This window comes from Natronoglycomyces albus, from assembly GCF_016925535.1.
GTDB lineage: Bacteria > Actinomycetota > Actinomycetes > Mycobacteriales > Micromonosporaceae > Natronoglycomyces > Natronoglycomyces albus.
Genome location: NZ_CP070496.1, coordinates 1,926,897 through 1,943,240, shown reverse-complemented (window position 1 = coordinate 1,943,240; position 16,344 = coordinate 1,926,897). Strand labels below are relative to the sequence as shown.

Genomic DNA, 16,344 nt, shown 5'->3' with positions numbered 1-16,344 from the left:
GCCTTAGACAAACGAACGCGTGCGTCACTGGAGCACCTCCGAGACGACCCGGTCGACCACAGCGCGACTGTTGAAATTGATCTCGCGCAGACGCTGGCGGGAGACGCGGCCACAAGCTGGACAGTTTGGCATCCGCAACAGATCTTGGGTCTGGATTTCCATGGTGGGCAGGTGGATGCCCAGCATCCGTCCGGCGATGCGGGAGGCTCCGACTGCGGCGTACAGGTAGCCCTCGGTGAGCGCCAGCACGGTTACGAAGCCCATCATGGGGGCGTCGGAGTCTTGCGCGGAGGTGCGGCCGACCGGGCTCTTGGCGAATTCGTGATAGGTGACGTGGTCCTCTAGGCGCGCCAGCGCCCGCTGTTCGAAGCATTCGAAGCAGCCGGTGTGTGGCGATTTGATGCCGACGATGGAGACGAATGGCCCGTCGATGAATGAGGAGACCCAGGGTAGGTCTTGGTCTTCGACTACGCGGTTGAGGTTGCGCAGCATAGGGATGGACGGGCGTTGGAAACATGTGACGATCGCGGCCTTACCGGCCACGGTCTCACGTAGTCGTTCGATGCCGATTTCGGTGTCGTAGCCGTTGATGCGCGAAGTGAGGTCGGCGGTGTGTAGCGCCTCGAGTTGTTCCTCCGGTAGCGAGGTGAGGGTGATTCCCAGGGTTTCGGCTTGTTGCGCCGCCTGTGTGCGAGAGGCTTCGCAGTCGGAGATGAAGACGATTTCGCGCTGTTCGATGCCCTCTTCTGTCGGGTAGGGGGAGGTGAGCCGTCCTAGGAGCGCTGCGGTGATGGCGTCCTGAGTGTCGCGCTGGTCGGTCGATATGAGGACCCCGGCCTCGGCCAGGTCAAGGACCAGTTTGCTGAGGTTGGCCTTTTCGATGGGAAGGAGGGCGGCGTCTGCGTGCTCCTCCAGTTGGGTGGGCCCTGTGGCGAGAGCGCGAAGTAGGGCGGACACGGTGGCGGCGACGGCCGGAGATTCACCGCTGACGTCGATGACCGCTTCTTCGAAGTTCCAGATACCGGTGCGGATGCGGAACAGGCCGTTGCTGTCTTCCATGATTCGGGCGGTGCTAGCTAGGGCGATTGTCGCTTCGTTGGGGTCTAGGTCAGTCACGGGGTTAGTCCTCCTGGCCGATAACGGTCACGTGCACTACGTGGTGGGTATGTCCATCGAGCCGCAGCGCGCGCTCGAGGAGTTGTTTGTCGTAGCTACCTTGGTCGCAACCGGCCAGTGCCAGTGAGGTGCGCGTCAGGTGAAGGTTTTGCAGGATGGCGCCCACTTCGATGAGGCCAAAGACGGCCCCGCCGTCGCCATATTTGCGGGAGTTGTCGTAGAGGTTGTAGACGAATGTCAGCGCGAATCCAGTGTCTTCTATGTCGAAGTCGGGGGACTTCCACAGCAGTTCTTGATCGGGGCCCGTTGTCGGCGTCGGAGAGAGTTTGTGCGCATAGGGCAGGTACTCGTACGTGCCGCGTTGAAGGCCCTTGACGTTGAAGGCGGTAACGAACAGCTTGATGGGGTACAGACCCCCTCCTGAGGGGGCGTTGCGTAGTTCGACGGTGCCGTGTGGGTTGGTGGGGTCTCCATATGGCAGTTCGCCTGAGTTGCCTTGGGCGTGGTGGAGCAGCGTGGCCAGTTCTTCCATCGTCACCTCGTCGCCGTTGAATGCTCGGCTGGAGCGCCGGGAGGTGATGGTGGCGGTGAGTCCGGTCTTGAGCTTTTTGGGTTTGGGGAGGTCGATGGTTTGGCTGAGGTCTTCTTCCAAATCCGCGTGGCACGAGGACAGGACGGCGTCTGGCTCGAAGAATCGGCCGACCCCGGCTTGGAAACCAATGTTGGTGTTGTCGGTGCGGTAGTTCAGGAGTGCGGATTCGCCCGCGAAGTCGTCGCTATTGGGAAACCATCGTCCGCGGATGACTGAGTCGGGGGGTCTCAGCACAGTGGAGGAGGAGTACACCGAGACCATGGTGTGCTGCATGGAGAAGCGGCCGACGGCTTGGAGATAGTCGTGCTCAGCCAGCGATGAGGCGACCTCTTCTTTAGTTTTCTTGTAGGGCATGGAATCCAATCACTACAGCCCATGGTGTTGCCACCAAGGGAAGGCCAGGGTGAGCATTGAGGACAGTGGAGGGGCGGTCGACAGGCGTGTTGAGGGGACTCTGGTCGGCCGTTGGACACCGAGGTGGGGTGTGGCCGCGCAAAGGTGTCGATCCTGCCGAGGCGAAAGGGGCGGTGCGCAAAGGCAGTGCCGGTCGTAGAAGGAGCCACCAAGCTGGCCCCTTCTACGGCTATAGCTTGTTTCGAGTGATCACCTGTGGCCGTTGGGGCACCAGGTACTCACCGGAGCGAAACTCGCTGTTTAGGCGTTACCAGGAGCAGCAGCTGGTGCAGCAGCAGTTGCCGCCGCCACAGGTGGTGGAAGCGCCGGGGGCGACGGTGACGGTGAGACCACCGGTAGCGGTGGCTCCAATGTGTCCAGAGAAACTAAGCATGATCTATCCAATCTTGCTAAATGGGGTCATCCGACCTTTGCGGTCTTAAATCTGGATACTACGGACGCTCAAGATGCAGGTCAACACCTGTTTTTAGTTGGTTCGCCGAACAAAAATCGCGCCACCGAGATATGGAATCTCATCAATAGATGGAAGTGTCATAAGTTTCTGATGTGATGCGCGTCAATGCCGATGTGGGCTCGGCATCGACGGGGCGTCGCTCATATGGCTACTTTGGGTAACCGGAAGAGATGGCTGCGATCGTTACCGAATCGGCATAGATTGAATACGTGAGTAAGTCAAATATTGCCGCTGTACTCTTCGACCTCGACGGCACCCTGCTCGATCATGACACGGCCTCCGCCACCGCCGTCGTGACCTCCTTCCGAGCCGAGCCCTCGATCACGCTGCTGGATGAACCACACCTAATCAAGCGCTGGGAACAATTGCAAGAGACGTACATTCGCCGCTATTTCAACGGGGAGATGACCTTTCATGAACAGCGCCGTGCTCGCGTACGGGCGATCGTGCAAGAACTAGGGCTAGGGGAGTGGAACCAAGATCGGATCGATCGCTGGTGCGAGCACTACTTGGAAACCTACGAGCGCCACTGGCGGCTCTATTCGGACGTGTGGCCCACCCTCAACCAACTCCGCGGCGAGCGACCGCAACTGTGCTTGGGGACGGTGACGAACGGGGACTCGGCGCAGCAACGCAGCAAGCTCGCCCGTTTCGACCTGGACATGATATTTCGCCACGTCACGATCTCCAGCGAAGTAGGTGCCGCGAAGCCCGACCCAGCGATTTTTCGCCTGGCGTGCGAGAACCTCGATCTGCCACCGGATCAAGTGATGTACATCGGTGACCGACCCGACCACGATGCGCTAGCAGCCCAAGCGGCCGGCCTGCGGGGAGTGTGGCTCCATCGTGCGGATTCGCGTATCGCAGTGGGGGACTACCCGTTGCCGAAGCCACGCATTGGGACATTGTCAGACGTTCCTAGCCTGATCCGGAGGGGAGGAGATTTCCCTAGCGGGTGACACCGGTCCTGGCTGGTTTGTCTCAGGGACAGGCCAGATCGATACGGACCTTCAAGCCTGACCCTGAACGCTCAACGAAGCCACGAAGGTGCATGATGCCTACAGAGCACGCCCCATGGCGGACCATTCTTGTTTGATCGCGCACAACGAGACGTTCTATGTAAGCATCCGACCCCAGGCGGCGGGGCGTGAAACCTTAACGCCGTCGAACCCAGCTAGTCCACAACGGCCGATACCCGAGGCGGTGCCAAAAGGGACCCGAAAGTGGATTCCAGGCATTGTAGTGCAAGAGCGTTACCGGAATTCCAGCTTTTTCCAGAGTGGAGTGAGCGCGGTTGACTAGGGCAGCCCCCACCCCGCCGCTACGGGCCCGAGCCGAGACCCCAAGGCACATGAGATAGCTGACCGGTTCGATGGCGACCATTGGCTGCACCCAAGCGGATCGCTCGGGCTTGGAGAGGCTCAGCAGCCCAATGATGTCGCTACCTTGCTGCGCGACCCACGTCCACGGGTCGTCGTCGAGATCAGCAACGAGCATGTCGTGGATGTTCTTCTCGGTAGCGGGGCGGTTGGGGTGATTGAGGAAGTGGTTGTCCCAGGCGACGACCTCCATCCACAACTGAGTGGCCACGGTGAGATCGGCTTCGGTCAACGGCCGTACCGTGACCGTGTCGGTTCCCAACGGGATCGGTGTCCCACTGCGGCGGGCCGCGACAATGACATTGGGGGCGAGGCCGTGCACCTTGAACAGGTGGGCCATGGCCACATCGCGACTAGGCCACGTCAAGGAGGCCTCGGCGTCGGGCCCAAGCCGGGTTGGCAATTGAGCGACCCATTGGTCCAACAGATCAGACATCGCCTCGCTTCCAGCGACGCGAGCGATGAGCTGGTGATTCTCGGCCGCGGAGAAGGCGGCAAGGAAACTATCGGTGTCAACGCGGTTGACCCGGGCCAGGGCCTCACCTCCGTCGGTGGACAGGAGCGTGTCATTGTCGGTCGCCAAGGGCAGTTCGGTGGACGCACCGAGCAAGTCGTCTAGGGCCCTCAGGCGGGAATTGTGTTGGGTCAAGACGTCTTCAGACACGATTTCTCCTTCGGTGATGACCCGTCAGTGTAGCTCGAATCTGTGAGGCGGATACCGGTATGGCCGAGGCGAGAACACCGACCAAGATGGACCGAGACCCAGGTGCCAAAAAAGCCACAGTGGAGCAGTCAGCGGGCCTGATCGACGACCGAAACGACGTTTGCGGCAACTGGGCCACCACGATGCACGCGATATACATCCTCGAAGAGTGGGGATTCGCCGCCGTTGCCGAGCGCGGTTTGGGGCAGTCTGGCTAAACCAAGAGCCGAAAAGGTGGAAGGAAGACCGAGCTCCTACCACCTTTTCGGCGCTGTGTGGCCCAATCAAAAGTAATTGAGGAAATCGTTTGGCTAGAGCACACTCTAGGTCCATAGGCTGCAATGAGGAAGAGGAGGAACTATGGAGGTTGACGAGCGCACTCCGGAAAGGCTTCGGGAGCTTATGGCTTCTCCGCCGCATCTGAAACCGGATGGCCAAGACTATTACGGCATTGGAATTGTCGCCAAACATCTGAACCTTTCGGTGCACACCTTGCGTTGGTATGAGCGCATTGGGCTGCTCGGCGACATTGCCCGCGATGAACGTGGGCAGCGTCGGTTTCGCAACAGTGACGTGGAGTGGCTGCACTTCATCAACCGTATGCGGCTGACCGGCATGCCGATCACCGACATGGTCGAGTACGCGAATCTCTTGCGCCAGGGGGACACGACCATCCCGCAGCGCCAAAATCTCCTCGAAGCCCACCGACAAAACCTCATCGCGTCAGTGGAGCGACTTCAATCCACTCTCGCCATTGTCACCTACAAGATCGAGCTGTGTCAGCAGCAGTTCGCAGCAAAGGACCGGATATGAACACCACCATCGCCACCACCACACTCGGAACGAACGGCCCGACCGTAGGCATGCAGGGGCTTGGCTGCATGGGCATGAGCGCCTTCTACGGCCCCAGCGACGATCGCGCTTCGCGGGCCACACTGGAGGCGGCCCTGGAACGGGGGGTGACCATGTTCGACACCGCGGACATGTACGGCAACGGGGCAAACGAGGAGTTTCTCTCACCGTTCTTTCGCGCCCACCGCGACAGGGTCTTCCTTGCCACTAAATTCGGTATACGGCAGCGCAGCACCGACGTGATGGACCGTGAAATCAAGGGCGATCGAAACTATGTTCGCCACGCCGCTGAGGAAAGCCTGCGCCGACTGGGCACCGATCACATCGACTTGTACTACATGCACCGGCGCGATGTGAACACCCCACTGGAGGAGACCATCGAAGCCATGGCCGAGCTGGTGAAGGAAGGCAAAGTTTCCCACCTTGGGCTATCGGAGGTAACGGCGGCGGAAATCGAACAGGCCCACGCGATCCACCCCATCGCGGCCGTGCAATCCGAATGGTCGCTCTTCTCGCGGGATATCGAGACCAATGTCGTCCCCACCGCAGCTGGACTGGGAATAGCGTTGGTCCCGTATTCGCCGCTGGGGCGCGGATTCCTCACCGGGGCCTTTAGTGACGCCACAAAGGAGCTTGCCGACAACGACGTGCGTCGCCGCATGGCCCGCTTCGTCGGCGACAACGCCCAGGCCAACGCGGCTCTCGTCGCACCGATTCGCGAAGTCGCGCAGGCTCACGAGGTCTCCCTCGCAGAAGTCGCCCTCGCCTGGGTTCACTCCCGTGCCGCAGCACACCAACTACCCGTCGTGCCGATTCCCGGCACCCGTTCGGTGGAACGCCTCCACCAAAACCTCGCCGCGACCGATCTGACCTTGAGCGATTCCGATCTAGCCAAACTTGAGGGAATCGCCGATCACGTCGCGGGGCTACGCTACCCAGCTGGCAGTGGGTTTTCCTCCCAAGACCGGGAATAGTCGCTTTTGTGGGCCCGCTGTTGGCATTCAGCGGGCCCATGCCATCGGGCCGCCCCTACCGGTTGAAAATATAGCCATCGAAGGGGCCGTAGTTGACCAGACAGCAATCCGAATGCCCGATGCGCTCATTTCCACGCTGAGCCCAACCTCGGTAGGCCCGCTCCTCGTGCCAGGTCCAGCCGCCAATCACCCGATCCTGGACTACCTGGCCCTCACTTTCATGCCACAACGTCCAGTGAACGTGATCGCCGTTGGCTCGTCCGCCACACGGAAGCTCCTCACCGATCTCCCCTAGAAAGTCATAGCGCTTCACAAACGACCCCGAGGGTACGTCGGTTTGATTGCGCAAATGGTAATAACCAGTCCGCCACCCATTCACATGATGAATCTCTATATAGGGATTCACCGTGCCGCAAAATCGATAGAGGAAGCCATCGGCCGAGGCCCGAGTCTTCCCGTCTCCACCGTAGAAGTCAATCGCGTTGAACGGTCGTGTGTTGCCGCCATTTCCATGAACGCCCCAATGCCGCCATCCACCTTGGTCCTCTGCCCACGGCAAGGCCAATCCGGGCCGGGCCAATCCACGCAAGTTGCTTGAGGTGAGAGCACTCTTCTCCCGAGCGTCGGGGAACAAATCGACGGGAGCCTCCTCCATCAGCTGGGCGAACTCACCACCGGACTGCAAGGCGACCTCCCACTCACCTGCGACCTCACGCGCTACGAACAGCGCCGTCACTGGCGTGGCGTGGACCCATTCGGGCAACAGGTACACCGAGCCACCGAAGGTCCATTGTCCATCGGCGGACACTCGGTACGGTTCCACCAAAGGCGCCGGCAGCTGCGCCGCGCCTCCCAATCCGTAGCTTTCGGCAGCATCGTTTCCATGTTGCCGGTGCATCTGCGCGGTCACCGCTTCGGTCAAATCCGGCCCTGAGTTGTCCTCAGCTTTGGCATAGGGGGCGCTGAAAGTGGTGGACACTAGGACAGCGGTCGCGATCAGCGGTTTGGCGATCCGAACGCGCTTGGGCGGATGGTCCTTGGTGGGCATGGGCTCGGTGCGTGTCTTCATAGCCACTTGTTATACCCAGACCCCTCACAACCAGAGGCAATTTCGCGGATTTTGCGACAAGGCGACCGTAAAGCCGGTATGCGGCACTGGCAGCCGATCGGGTGAGTCACATGAGGGCGGAGACGCCGGTTCTCCGTTGGGAACCTAGTCCATTGGCAGACAGAGCTTAAGCTCAGTGTTAGCAAAAGCCGCAGGGCATAAGCGTGTGTGGCATCGGCCAGCGACCAATGAGGCGTTCGGAGACTAGCAGCAAGACTGTGAAAAACCATGCGACGAATAGCCTCGGCACGGCGGTCATAAGTGGGCCACCAGTTCGTTCTGACTCCGCCGCCACTTACCGGGGCGAGGATGTGGGTACGTTCTGGCTGGACATCAACATAGCCGCTCAAGGTACTGGCACAGACACGTTCGTGTCCGGGTGTGACGCCGTGTCACAAGACCACATCATGGCCTCAACCGACACACCCTCCGATGGCGTGATCAGTGGTTATTGGTGCAGTGAGATCCCCAGCGATCAGATCGAAGGAGGCAACTGGATATTGGAGGAGACAATCTCCTATGAGTTCACCCGGTACTTTGTCGCGATTCTGTAGGGAAAACTCCGGCTCCACCGACCACATGCGGAAAGAACCCTGATCGGAACGTTTACCTAAGTCCCGATCAGGGTTCTTTCCGCGACCATTGTCAACGTGGCTATTGCCATCAACCCTGAGCGGGCCTCCACATGGGATACATGGTGGGGCCATCGGGGAGCGTGAACGGCTCCAAATCCTTAAAGCCCAGCCGCAAATACAGTTCACGGCTGCGTGCACACGCGGCCTCCAGGTACGCGGGCGTCCCGGTCCGATCGAGCTGGTCGAGATGATGGCTCAACAGTGAGCCTCCCAGTCCGCGCCCTTGTCTCGACGGTGAGACGGCCAGCATCGCCGCGTAGTGATGTGGCTCGTGAGGATGTGCCTTGTCAAAGTGGCCATCGAGGACCTGGAAACGTGGGGTCGCCTCTCCACAGGCGGCGAGAAGGCGCTGGTCGTAGTCCTCAATCTCCGGCAGCGGTTCCCCGTCGTGAGGAAACCACACCGCCACCGCATCGCGTTCGGCGCTCCAGTAGACACTGCCGTGGCGTAGTGCGTGCTCGGCGACGATCGCGAAGTTCCGCGGCAGGACGCGGGCACGCTCGTCGGCATCGGGGACCAGCCACTTGGCGACATCGAGAGCATGGAATGCCTCGGCGATAAGCTGGGCCACCTGCGAACACTCCGAGATGGTCGCGCGGGTGACAGAGTCCTTCATCAGCGTCCTCCCATCCCGGCCGGTTCGGCCACCTTGTCTTCGGTTCCCTCATCGTCGGGTGTGGCTTCGGAGAGGACGGCCTTTGCGCCCATACCGATGGTGGCGTAGACGTCGGGCCTAGTCGCGCGGAGAACCAGTCCCCACACTATGCCCCCGAGCGCGGCGGCGACAAAGATGGTCGGGATGAGCCATGGCAGCGGCGAGCCCTCTTCTGCCCCTAGGAGTTCGCCAAAGTGCGACACGGCCAGGTACATGACGACGAAGAGCACCAGTGAGGCCGCGATGGGGGCAACGCGAGTCCGCAGAGAGCTTTCGCCGCGCTTGTCCTTCCAGAAGTACCACACGACCGAGACCGAGGTGGTGGTGATGAGCATGAGGATGCCCAGGCCCCCGGCAGTTCCGGCGAAGAAGAACAGTTCCACCAGCGGGTCGAGCCCACCGAGACCGTAGATAAGAATGACGATGAATCCGATCGCGCTTTGCGTCAGCGAAGCGACAACAGGGGAGGAGGACCGCTGCGAGGTTCGTCCCAGCGCGGCGGGCAAGACCCGTTCACGTCCCAAGGAGAACATGTAGCGGGCAGTGGTGTTGTGGAAGCTGATCATCGCGGCCAGCACGCTGGTCAGTAGCAGTGCCCAGCCGATGTTGACCATGGCCACGCCCAACTGCTCCCCTGCGAGGTTGAACAGCACGGTGATTTCCTCGTCGCGGGAGCGCTCTACGATGTTGTCAGCTCCAGTTCCGACGGTCATGGCCCAAGAAGCGAATGTGTAGAGCACCGCCAGAATCAACACGGACAGGTAGGTCGCACGTGGGACGGTGCGGGCGGGGTCTTTGCTCTCTTCGCTGAACACGGTGGCGGCTTCGAACCCGATGAAGCCGAGGATGCCCAGGATGAGCATCGCGCCGAGACCGGGACCGAAAAGCTCATTGGGCGCTAGGGTGGCAAAGCTAATGCTGCCACCGGCCGGGTTGGCCACCGATGAGAATGAGTACACGGCGATGATGGCGATCTCGAGTACCAACAGGACGGCGAGCACCTTGCCGTTGAGGTCAACTTGCTGGATTCCCAAGAAAGCGACGATGGCCCACGAGCCAAGGGCGAGTACCCACCAGGCGATGTCGATGGCGAACCAGTCAAGTAGGAGACCCTGGGCGGTGTATCCCAGGAGCCCGTATAGGCCAATCTGCAGCGCGTTATAGGACAACAGCGCAATCCACGATGCGCCGACACCCAGAGGACGGCCGATACCTCGCGCGATGAAGGCGTAGAAGGCGCCAGCGTTGTTGACATGGCGAGCCATGGTCACATAGCCCACTGCGAACAGGATCAATAGCGCGCCAATGACCAGAAACGCAGTGGGAATGCCAATGAGCCCGGTCATGGCGAAACCAGTGGTCACGACACCAGCGATGACGGTGAAGGGGGTGGCTGCGGTGAGGACGAAGAAGATGACGGACGGGATACCGAGGCGGTTTTTGGCTAGCGCTTGTTGCACTAGCGATTCGCCTCCGGGAGTGGATGGCACGAAAATGCTCCTATCAGGACAAAGGTAAGGAGAGAGTGTTGAATTCGGTGGGGGATGGGGTGGGCACTGAGGCTGTGGCGCTGGTTCTAGCGGCCCAGCGGGGAGCCTCACGATTTTGGGGGGATCGGGTGAGTCCGCCGTAGTTCCTCTCGCGGAGGTGGGGGATCTAGGTGCGGTGCGTGAGCACTGCTGAGCCGACGGCGACTTCGGTGTGTTTGACGATGGCGGCCAGTTCGTCGGGCAGGGAGCCTGCGATGGCCGCGAGACGGGTTCGTGCGGTGGGTGGGGCCGTTTGTAGAAGGTGTCCTTCGAGTCCAATGTGTTTGCACACGCCCAGTAGGAAGGCGTCGGTGATGGGAACTCGGGAGGCTTGTTGCAGGTGGCGGCGGAGTCGGACGCTGGGCCAAGAGGCGAAGTTGGTATCGCGGGGGGTATAGACATGGATGCGTTTGAGGAGCTTGCGCTGGGTGGAGTGCTCGACGACTCCGGCGATTTCCATGCGAGATCCGACTTGTCGGTAGGCCTCAATGCCTAGATAGGCGACCCAGATGTCGAGGGTGTGGGTCGCGCTTTCGGCTTTGAGGCGGTCGAGGATGTTGTGTGCCAGGGAATCAGAGGGAGGGGAGGAGTCGAGGACGATCGGTTGGCCTTTTTTGTCCACGGTGATGTGTCGTTCCATGACCAGCTCGGCCAGCAGGCCAGCTGCCATCCCCATTGAAGCGATGCTGACGGGGATTACAGGCTGGCCGGTGACGCTGTTGAGCGACACGAAAAACAGCTCATCGGCAAGTCGCAAAGGGGTGGTCTCCTTACCGCGAATGGATGGGTGCTATTTGTTCTCAGAGGTGATTCGGAGGAGGTACTTCCGTGACGTCGTGGTGTTACACATGAGGTCGCGAGTTGCACGGTGACGTCAGCTCGACTTCTGATGCGCCAGATCTTACCCATTGTCTGAAAAGGCACTGTTGTCGGGTAACCCGTTTAGTAAGGGTGCGCAAACATTCTGTTGCGCGGCAAAATGGTGGGCATTCGTTTGCAAACGATCAGCACCGAGCCTGTGGTCAGCGCAAATGCCGTTATGATCGCTGCTGGCTGTGCATTTGTTCTCTTGGATGCCGGTATATCCGGATTTGGGTCGTACTCGATTGTGGAATGCGCTAATCGACCGTGCTGAGCTGCTTGAAGTGAACGTGGGGAGACCCTGGGGTGTTTTTCCTTGATAATTCAAGGAAAAACACCCCAGGGTCTCTTCTCATTGAGTGGTAAGGAGAGTTCGGTCATATATCTCATTCTGTGGGCGGCGCGTGTCTCATGAACCGACTTGCAGCTGTTTATTGCTGTTGATCGCGGATGACTCGAGCTTGTCGAGCAAAGAAGTGTTCGGGGCGCTGGCTTTGGCGATCTCCTTGCCATAGCGCAGCCGCGCGAAGGTTTCGGGTAGCCGTGCGCGCAGGCGTTGATGCGCCAGGCGTCCGCCTATCCATGCCACCGCGATCCCGTTGACCAGCGCCACGATCGTGATGAGCCACGGGGCTCCCGCGATGCCGAAAATGACTCCTGCGAATACGGTCGGCAGGCATGAGACCGGCATCATCCACATGGCCATCCAGACTTGGAACTGGAGGTCTCCGGTGTCGTTGGGGCCCACGCGCTTTTGTGGGTCGACTCCAGGGGTGGCGGCAATGACGGCCAGGAAAATTGATACGCCCAGCCCAGCTAGGAGCAGAACTGTCGATCCGGCGACCATATAGGGCCAGGCCCAGTGTTGCCCGGTGCCAGCTGTGAAAACGATCAGAATCACCGCTACCGCTGGAGCGTTCCAGAGAAGAAGGGCGATCTGACGGCCTCTGACATCGGCGCGTACGGCCTGCTTGCCGGGGCAACTGGCCAGCTGCCATAGCGCGGTTCCGTCATGTCCGTAGAGGTTTGAGGCCACGAGAGCGGCCATGAAGGCGGTGATGAGCGCGGCGAAGGGGGCGACCACGACATAGCCGGCCACCCAGGCCAGGCCCCCGGCGATGAGACCTGTCCACCAGCCAGTGTGCATTTCCAGCACTCGCCACGGGTCGCGCGCCCACTGGCGGGTCTCTTTGCCGATGACCGCCCCGAGCGGGGTAGAGGGCAACAGTGTGGACAGGCGTCCACGGCGACGGGCTCCAAAGGAAGTGTTTCGGCTGTGAGTCTTGGGCACTAGGTGCAGGACTGTTATGGCTGCCAGGAGAGCTGTCAGGGCAGCTAGGCCGCACAGCCACGCCACTGCGGTGGTCCACTGTCCGGCTGCCGCGGCTTCGATGGAATGGACAGTCCAGGTCGAAGGTACCCATTCGAGAATGGATCGGGTCATGGTGCCGGGAAGCCCCGATTCCAAGAGGGAGCCGATGGTGTTGCCGGCGATTTGGAAGATCATCCAACCGACGAACATGGTTGACAAGAGGAGGCCGTATTGAATCGCTGCTATTTCGACCCCAAGTCGGTTGAGCATGGCAGTGCCCAAGAGCGCGTAGGCGAGTCGGGAGACTACGACGATCAAGATCAGAGTCAGGATGGCTCCGGGGATGGCCACGAGGATGGCTTGGGGCGCCAGACCCGCGGCCCACCAGATAACGGTGCCCATGGCGGCGGCGGTGACCAGGGGGCCGATGCCGATAAAACACACGGCCATCAGGCCGGCCCCTAGCCGCCAGCGGCTCAAAGGGAGTAGGGCGAAGTCGTGGGGGCGGAGTATTCCGGCCTTTGGCGAGAGAATGGGGCCCAGTACCCAGCCAGCGAGGAGGCTAGCCAGGCCGAGGACCATCAGGTCGGAACGGGCGGCGTCGGAGTCGGCGGCGAGGTGGCCGCTAATGAAGAGCAGAATTCCGCCCAGACCGGCTAGGGCGCCAACTACCCGACGGGTGTTGCTGTTGTGGCGCATCATTGACCACTTCATGCGGGCCAGCGTTACAACCATGCCAGGGCCTCCTCGTCCATGTCACGGCCGCCGACGAGGGAGATAAACGTGTCTTCTAGGCAGTCGTGTTCGCCTCGCACTTCATCCAAGGTGCCATCGGCCAGGACCACCCCGTTGGAAATGATTCCCACTCGATCGCACAATTGCTCGACGAGGGCCATGACGTGGCTGGAGATCACCACGGAGCCGCCGCCTGCGGTGAATCGGCGGAGGATCTTCGTCAGGACTCGAGCCGATACTGGGTCGACCGCCTCATAGGGTTCGTCGAGGACCAAGACCGGTGGGCGATGGAGCAAAGCTGTGGCAAGGCCGATCTTCTTGCGCATACCAGTGGAGTACTCGATGACAAGGGTGCCCGACTCGTCGGCTTCCTCCAGTTCCAACACTCGCATGAGTTCCTTGGCACGGCTGTCCACGGTGGCTCGATCCATTCCTCGCAAAAGGCCCCAGTAGGTCAGTAGTTCCGATCCGGTCAATCGTTCCGGCAGGGCGAGGCCGTCAGGCAGCACGCCGAGGTGTTTCTTGGCCTCGGTTGGGTTGTCCCATACATCAACGCCACATACTCGGGCCGTACCCGCATCGGGCCGCAGCATCCCCACAGCCATCGACAATGAGGTGGTTTTTCCCGCGCCATTGGGGCCGACGAGGCCGGTCATGGACCCGGCTGGAATTGTCAGCGACACGTTGTCTACGGCGATGTTGTCTTTGAACATCTTGGACAGCCCGTCCAGCTCCAGAACTGGTTTACCGGGGTCAGTGGAGTTCTCGATAGCGTTCATGGTTTCCATGGTGGTCCATACTGGGTGGACATCGCATCTGTCGAGTGGCCAGAGGGTTTGGCCGGGTGGCTATGCGTTTCTCGCCACTTGTTGGTCTCACGGTTGCGCGCTGGGCCGTAGGCTGGTCGCATGCCTATGACGCCCTCTGGTACGCGCCCAACCTGGATGCTGCCTGCTGAGCTGGCTCACCCCGACGAGCCCTTTCGCCGCACACCCCGAGACTGGATCATCGACCTCACTTTGATGAGTCTGGCGACCCTCGTGTGGATGCTATTTGCCTTGATGTCGCTGTTGGGCGAGGACCTGCAAGTTCTGGAATGGATGTTGTGGGCCGACTTGCTCGCGGGCATTGGGCTCATTGTTGCCATGTGGTGGCGTCGCCGCTTTCCGTTGATCTTGTTGTGGGGCTCGGTGCCGCTGCTGTACTTTTCCGGGTCGGGCTCGGTGGCCATCGCGGTGCTTGTCTTTTCGGCGGCGATTCACCGCCCAGCTAAGCCGGTGGCGGTTGCGGTGCTGGTTCATATCCTGGTTGGGATAAGTTTTCCTTTCGTCGTCCCGCAGCCTGAAGGCCAATTGCCTTGGGTGACTGTGCTGGTCATCGTCATGTTCTACCTTGTGTTCATGCTGTCGGGCATGTTGGCTCGCTCGCACCGGCAGGTGGTGGTGGGGATGCGTGAGCAAGCCCGACGGGATCGTATTGAACAGGAACAACGTCTAGCGAACGTGCGTACGAATGAGCGGCAGACGATCGCGCGGGAAATGCACGACGTCCTAGCGCACCGTCTGTCGATGCTGTCGGTGCATGCGGGGGGTCTGGCCTACCGATCAAAGCGGGCCAGCGAAGGCGGCAAACCGTTGACCGAGGATGAGCTAGTCGAGACGGTGACGTTGATCGGGGACAACGCCCGCCAGGCACTGTCGGAACTAGCTGACATTTTGCATGTGTTGCGTGATGACAACAACGGCGACAGCTTCAACGCCTCGGGCGCTCAGGCGAAACTGGCTGAGCTACCGGCGTTGATAGAGGAAGCAAAGGAGTCTGGGCAGGACGTTCGCTTCTATATGACCCTGTCCGAGGCTGAGTCTTTGCGGCCGCAACTGCAACGCACCTTGTATCGCACAGTGCAGGAGGGCTTGACGAACGCCCGCAAGCACGCTCCGGGTTCCACGGTCACTGTCAGCGTGTCGGCCGACTCGACTTCCGTGGTGGCCACGGTGGCCAATCCGCTGACCCCCGGCGTCACGGCCTCGGAGATACCGGGAGCCAATACGGGGCTAACGGGGCTGGCCGAACGGGTCGAGCTGGAGGGCGGTCAACTTAACTTTGGGATCTCCGATGGCCGGTACCGGTTGGCCGTTGCGCTACCGTTGAACCGTGACTGATTCCCGCCCGATTCGTGTGCTGCTAGTTGACGATGACCCGTTGGTGCGGTCGGGATTGCAGATCATGCTCGGCGGAGCCGAGGATATCGCCGTAGTCGCCGAGGTATCCGATGGAGCCCAGGCGGTAGAGGCTGTCGGTGAACATGAACCCGACGTGATCTTGATGGATGTTCGCATGCCCTTGCTCGATGGCATTAGCGCCACGGCTCAGCTGTGTAAGGCCACCTCCGCCGCCCCTGGTACCGACCCGATACAACCGCCCCACCCTCAGGTCATCGTTATGACCACCTTCGATGCCGACGACACGGTTGTGGCGGCCCTGCGTGCTGGAGCGGCCGGATTCCTCCTCAAACACACCCCGCCCGAACGCATCATCGACGCCATCCGCCGTGCTGCTGCTGGGGAACCAGTCCTGTCGCCCGAAGTCACTCGCACTTTGATCGGCCATGTCACCGAAACCGGGCCGGTTGCGGCCGAGCCTAACCCGGCCGCAGACACGTTCGCTCAATTGAGTTCCAGGGAACAAGACGTCGCCCGCGCCGTTGCCCAAGGAATGTCGAACGCTGAGATCGCGGCCGAGTTGTACATGTCAGTGGGCACCGTGAAAGCCCACATTTCCAGTGCCCTGACCAAGCTGGACTACACCAGCCGCATTCAGCTGGCCATCCTCGCCCACGACGCGAACAAAGTCTGATTTCAGTTGCTCGGGTCCACCGTGGCTCGACCATGTGCGACGCAACCGGTGGGAAAATCCGTTGCCCCTGGCGGCCGCGTCACCTATGATGGAGTGGTCTTTGTCCCCGAGGTGAGGAAAGCCCTTGAAGTAGTCAGATCGCTGACACCACGTCGCCACCGGCTTTCAG

Annotated in this window: 17 protein-coding genes; 7 read left to right on the top strand and 10 right to left on the bottom strand. The window is 60.8% G+C overall.

What is annotated here, in order from left to right; genetic code table 11:
• Positions 1-24 precede the first annotated feature (24 nt).
• From JQS30_RS08260 to JQS30_RS17535, 3 genes are all read right to left on the bottom strand, one after another.
• The gene (locus JQS30_RS08260; RefSeq protein ID WP_213172870.1) at positions 25-1,116 is read right to left on the bottom strand and encodes a TOMM precursor leader peptide-binding protein; all 1,092 of its coding nucleotides are present in this window, start codon (positions 1,114-1,116) and stop codon (positions 25-27) included.
• Between the two features lie 4 nt (positions 1,117-1,120).
• Positions 1,121-2,062: a SagB family peptide dehydrogenase gene (locus JQS30_RS08255; protein ID WP_213172869.1), complete on the bottom strand. Its 942-nt coding sequence runs from the start codon at positions 2,060-2,062 to the stop codon at positions 1,121-1,123.
• A gap of 307 nt (positions 2,063-2,369) precedes the next feature.
• Positions 2,370-2,495 (bottom strand): hypothetical protein, encoded by a 126-nt coding sequence (locus JQS30_RS17535; protein WP_281398797.1) that lies wholly within the window; start codon positions 2,493-2,495, stop codon positions 2,370-2,372.
• 290 nt (positions 2,496-2,785) lie between these two features.
• Between JQS30_RS17535 and JQS30_RS08250 the strand changes: the two genes are divergently transcribed.
• Positions 2,786-3,535 (top strand): HAD family hydrolase, encoded by a 750-nt coding sequence (locus JQS30_RS08250; protein WP_213172868.1) that lies wholly within the window; start codon positions 2,786-2,788, stop codon positions 3,533-3,535.
• A 196-nt stretch (positions 3,536-3,731) separates the two neighbouring features.
• Here JQS30_RS08250 and JQS30_RS08245 read toward each other — a convergent pair whose 3' ends face one another.
• Positions 3,732-4,619, bottom strand: a complete 888-nt coding sequence (locus JQS30_RS08245; RefSeq protein ID WP_213172867.1) for a GNAT family N-acetyltransferase — start codon at positions 4,617-4,619, stop codon at positions 3,732-3,734.
• Positions 4,620-4,678: 59 nt separating this feature from the next.
• Between JQS30_RS08245 and JQS30_RS08240 the strand changes: the two genes are divergently transcribed.
• The 3 genes from JQS30_RS08240 (at position 4,679) to JQS30_RS08230 (ending at position 6,484) form a co-directional block, all read left to right on the top strand.
• Positions 4,679-4,876 (top strand): hypothetical protein, encoded by a 198-nt coding sequence (locus tag JQS30_RS08240; RefSeq protein WP_213172866.1) that lies wholly within the window; start codon positions 4,679-4,681, stop codon positions 4,874-4,876.
• A gap of 142 nt (positions 4,877-5,018) precedes the next feature.
• Positions 5,019-5,471, top strand: a complete 453-nt coding sequence (locus JQS30_RS08235; RefSeq protein ID WP_213172865.1) for a MerR family transcriptional regulator — start codon at positions 5,019-5,021, stop codon at positions 5,469-5,471.
• Entirely contained in the window at positions 5,468-6,484 is a 1,017-nt protein-coding gene (locus JQS30_RS08230) for an aldo/keto reductase (RefSeq protein WP_213172864.1), read from the top strand. The genes JQS30_RS08235 and JQS30_RS08230 overlap by 4 nt, the downstream gene beginning before the upstream one ends.
• 55 nt (positions 6,485-6,539) lie before the next feature.
• Here JQS30_RS08230 and JQS30_RS08225 read toward each other — a convergent pair whose 3' ends face one another.
• Entirely contained in the window at positions 6,540-7,553 is a 1,014-nt protein-coding gene (locus JQS30_RS08225) for a M23 family metallopeptidase (protein ID WP_213172863.1), read from the bottom strand.
• A 257-nt stretch (positions 7,554-7,810) separates the two neighbouring features.
• Here JQS30_RS08225 and JQS30_RS08220 point away from each other — a divergent pair, with 257 nt between their 5' ends.
• Positions 7,811-8,146: a hypothetical protein gene (locus tag JQS30_RS08220; RefSeq protein WP_213172862.1), complete on the top strand. Its 336-nt coding sequence runs from the start codon at positions 7,811-7,813 to the stop codon at positions 8,144-8,146.
• Between the two features lie 109 nt (positions 8,147-8,255).
• On the opposite strand, the gene JQS30_RS08215 is transcribed toward JQS30_RS08220, so the two are convergent.
• From JQS30_RS08215 to JQS30_RS08195, 5 genes are all read right to left on the bottom strand, one after another.
• The gene (locus tag JQS30_RS08215) at positions 8,256-8,843 is read right to left on the bottom strand and encodes a GNAT family N-acetyltransferase (RefSeq protein ID WP_213172861.1); all 588 of its coding nucleotides are present in this window, start codon (positions 8,841-8,843) and stop codon (positions 8,256-8,258) included.
• Complete coding sequence (locus tag JQS30_RS08210; RefSeq protein WP_425498860.1) at positions 8,843-10,309, bottom strand: APC family permease; 1,467 nt, start codon at positions 10,307-10,309, stop codon at positions 8,843-8,845. The genes JQS30_RS08215 and JQS30_RS08210 overlap by 1 nt, the downstream gene beginning before the upstream one ends.
• Positions 10,310-10,538: 229 nt before the next feature.
• Positions 10,539-11,168 (bottom strand): GOLPH3/VPS74 family protein, encoded by a 630-nt coding sequence (locus JQS30_RS08205; protein WP_213172859.1) that lies wholly within the window; start codon positions 11,166-11,168, stop codon positions 10,539-10,541.
• 513 nt (positions 11,169-11,681) lie between these two features.
• Positions 11,682-13,319, bottom strand: a complete 1,638-nt coding sequence (locus JQS30_RS08200) for a hypothetical protein (RefSeq protein WP_213172858.1) — start codon at positions 13,317-13,319, stop codon at positions 11,682-11,684.
• Positions 13,310-14,098, bottom strand: a complete 789-nt coding sequence (locus JQS30_RS08195; protein WP_213172857.1) for an ABC transporter ATP-binding protein — start codon at positions 14,096-14,098, stop codon at positions 13,310-13,312. Before JQS30_RS08195 ends, JQS30_RS08200 begins: the two co-directional genes overlap by 10 nt.
• A 129-nt stretch (positions 14,099-14,227) precedes the next feature.
• Here JQS30_RS08195 and JQS30_RS08190 point away from each other — a divergent pair, with 129 nt between their 5' ends.
• The gene (locus tag JQS30_RS08190) at positions 14,228-15,481 is read left to right on the top strand and encodes a histidine kinase (RefSeq protein ID WP_213172856.1); all 1,254 of its coding nucleotides are present in this window, start codon (positions 14,228-14,230) and stop codon (positions 15,479-15,481) included.
• Complete coding sequence (locus JQS30_RS08185; RefSeq protein WP_246498121.1) at positions 15,474-16,175, top strand: response regulator; 702 nt, start codon at positions 15,474-15,476, stop codon at positions 16,173-16,175. The genes JQS30_RS08190 and JQS30_RS08185 overlap by 8 nt, the downstream gene beginning before the upstream one ends.
• The last annotated feature ends 169 nt before the right edge of the window (positions 16,176-16,344 follow it).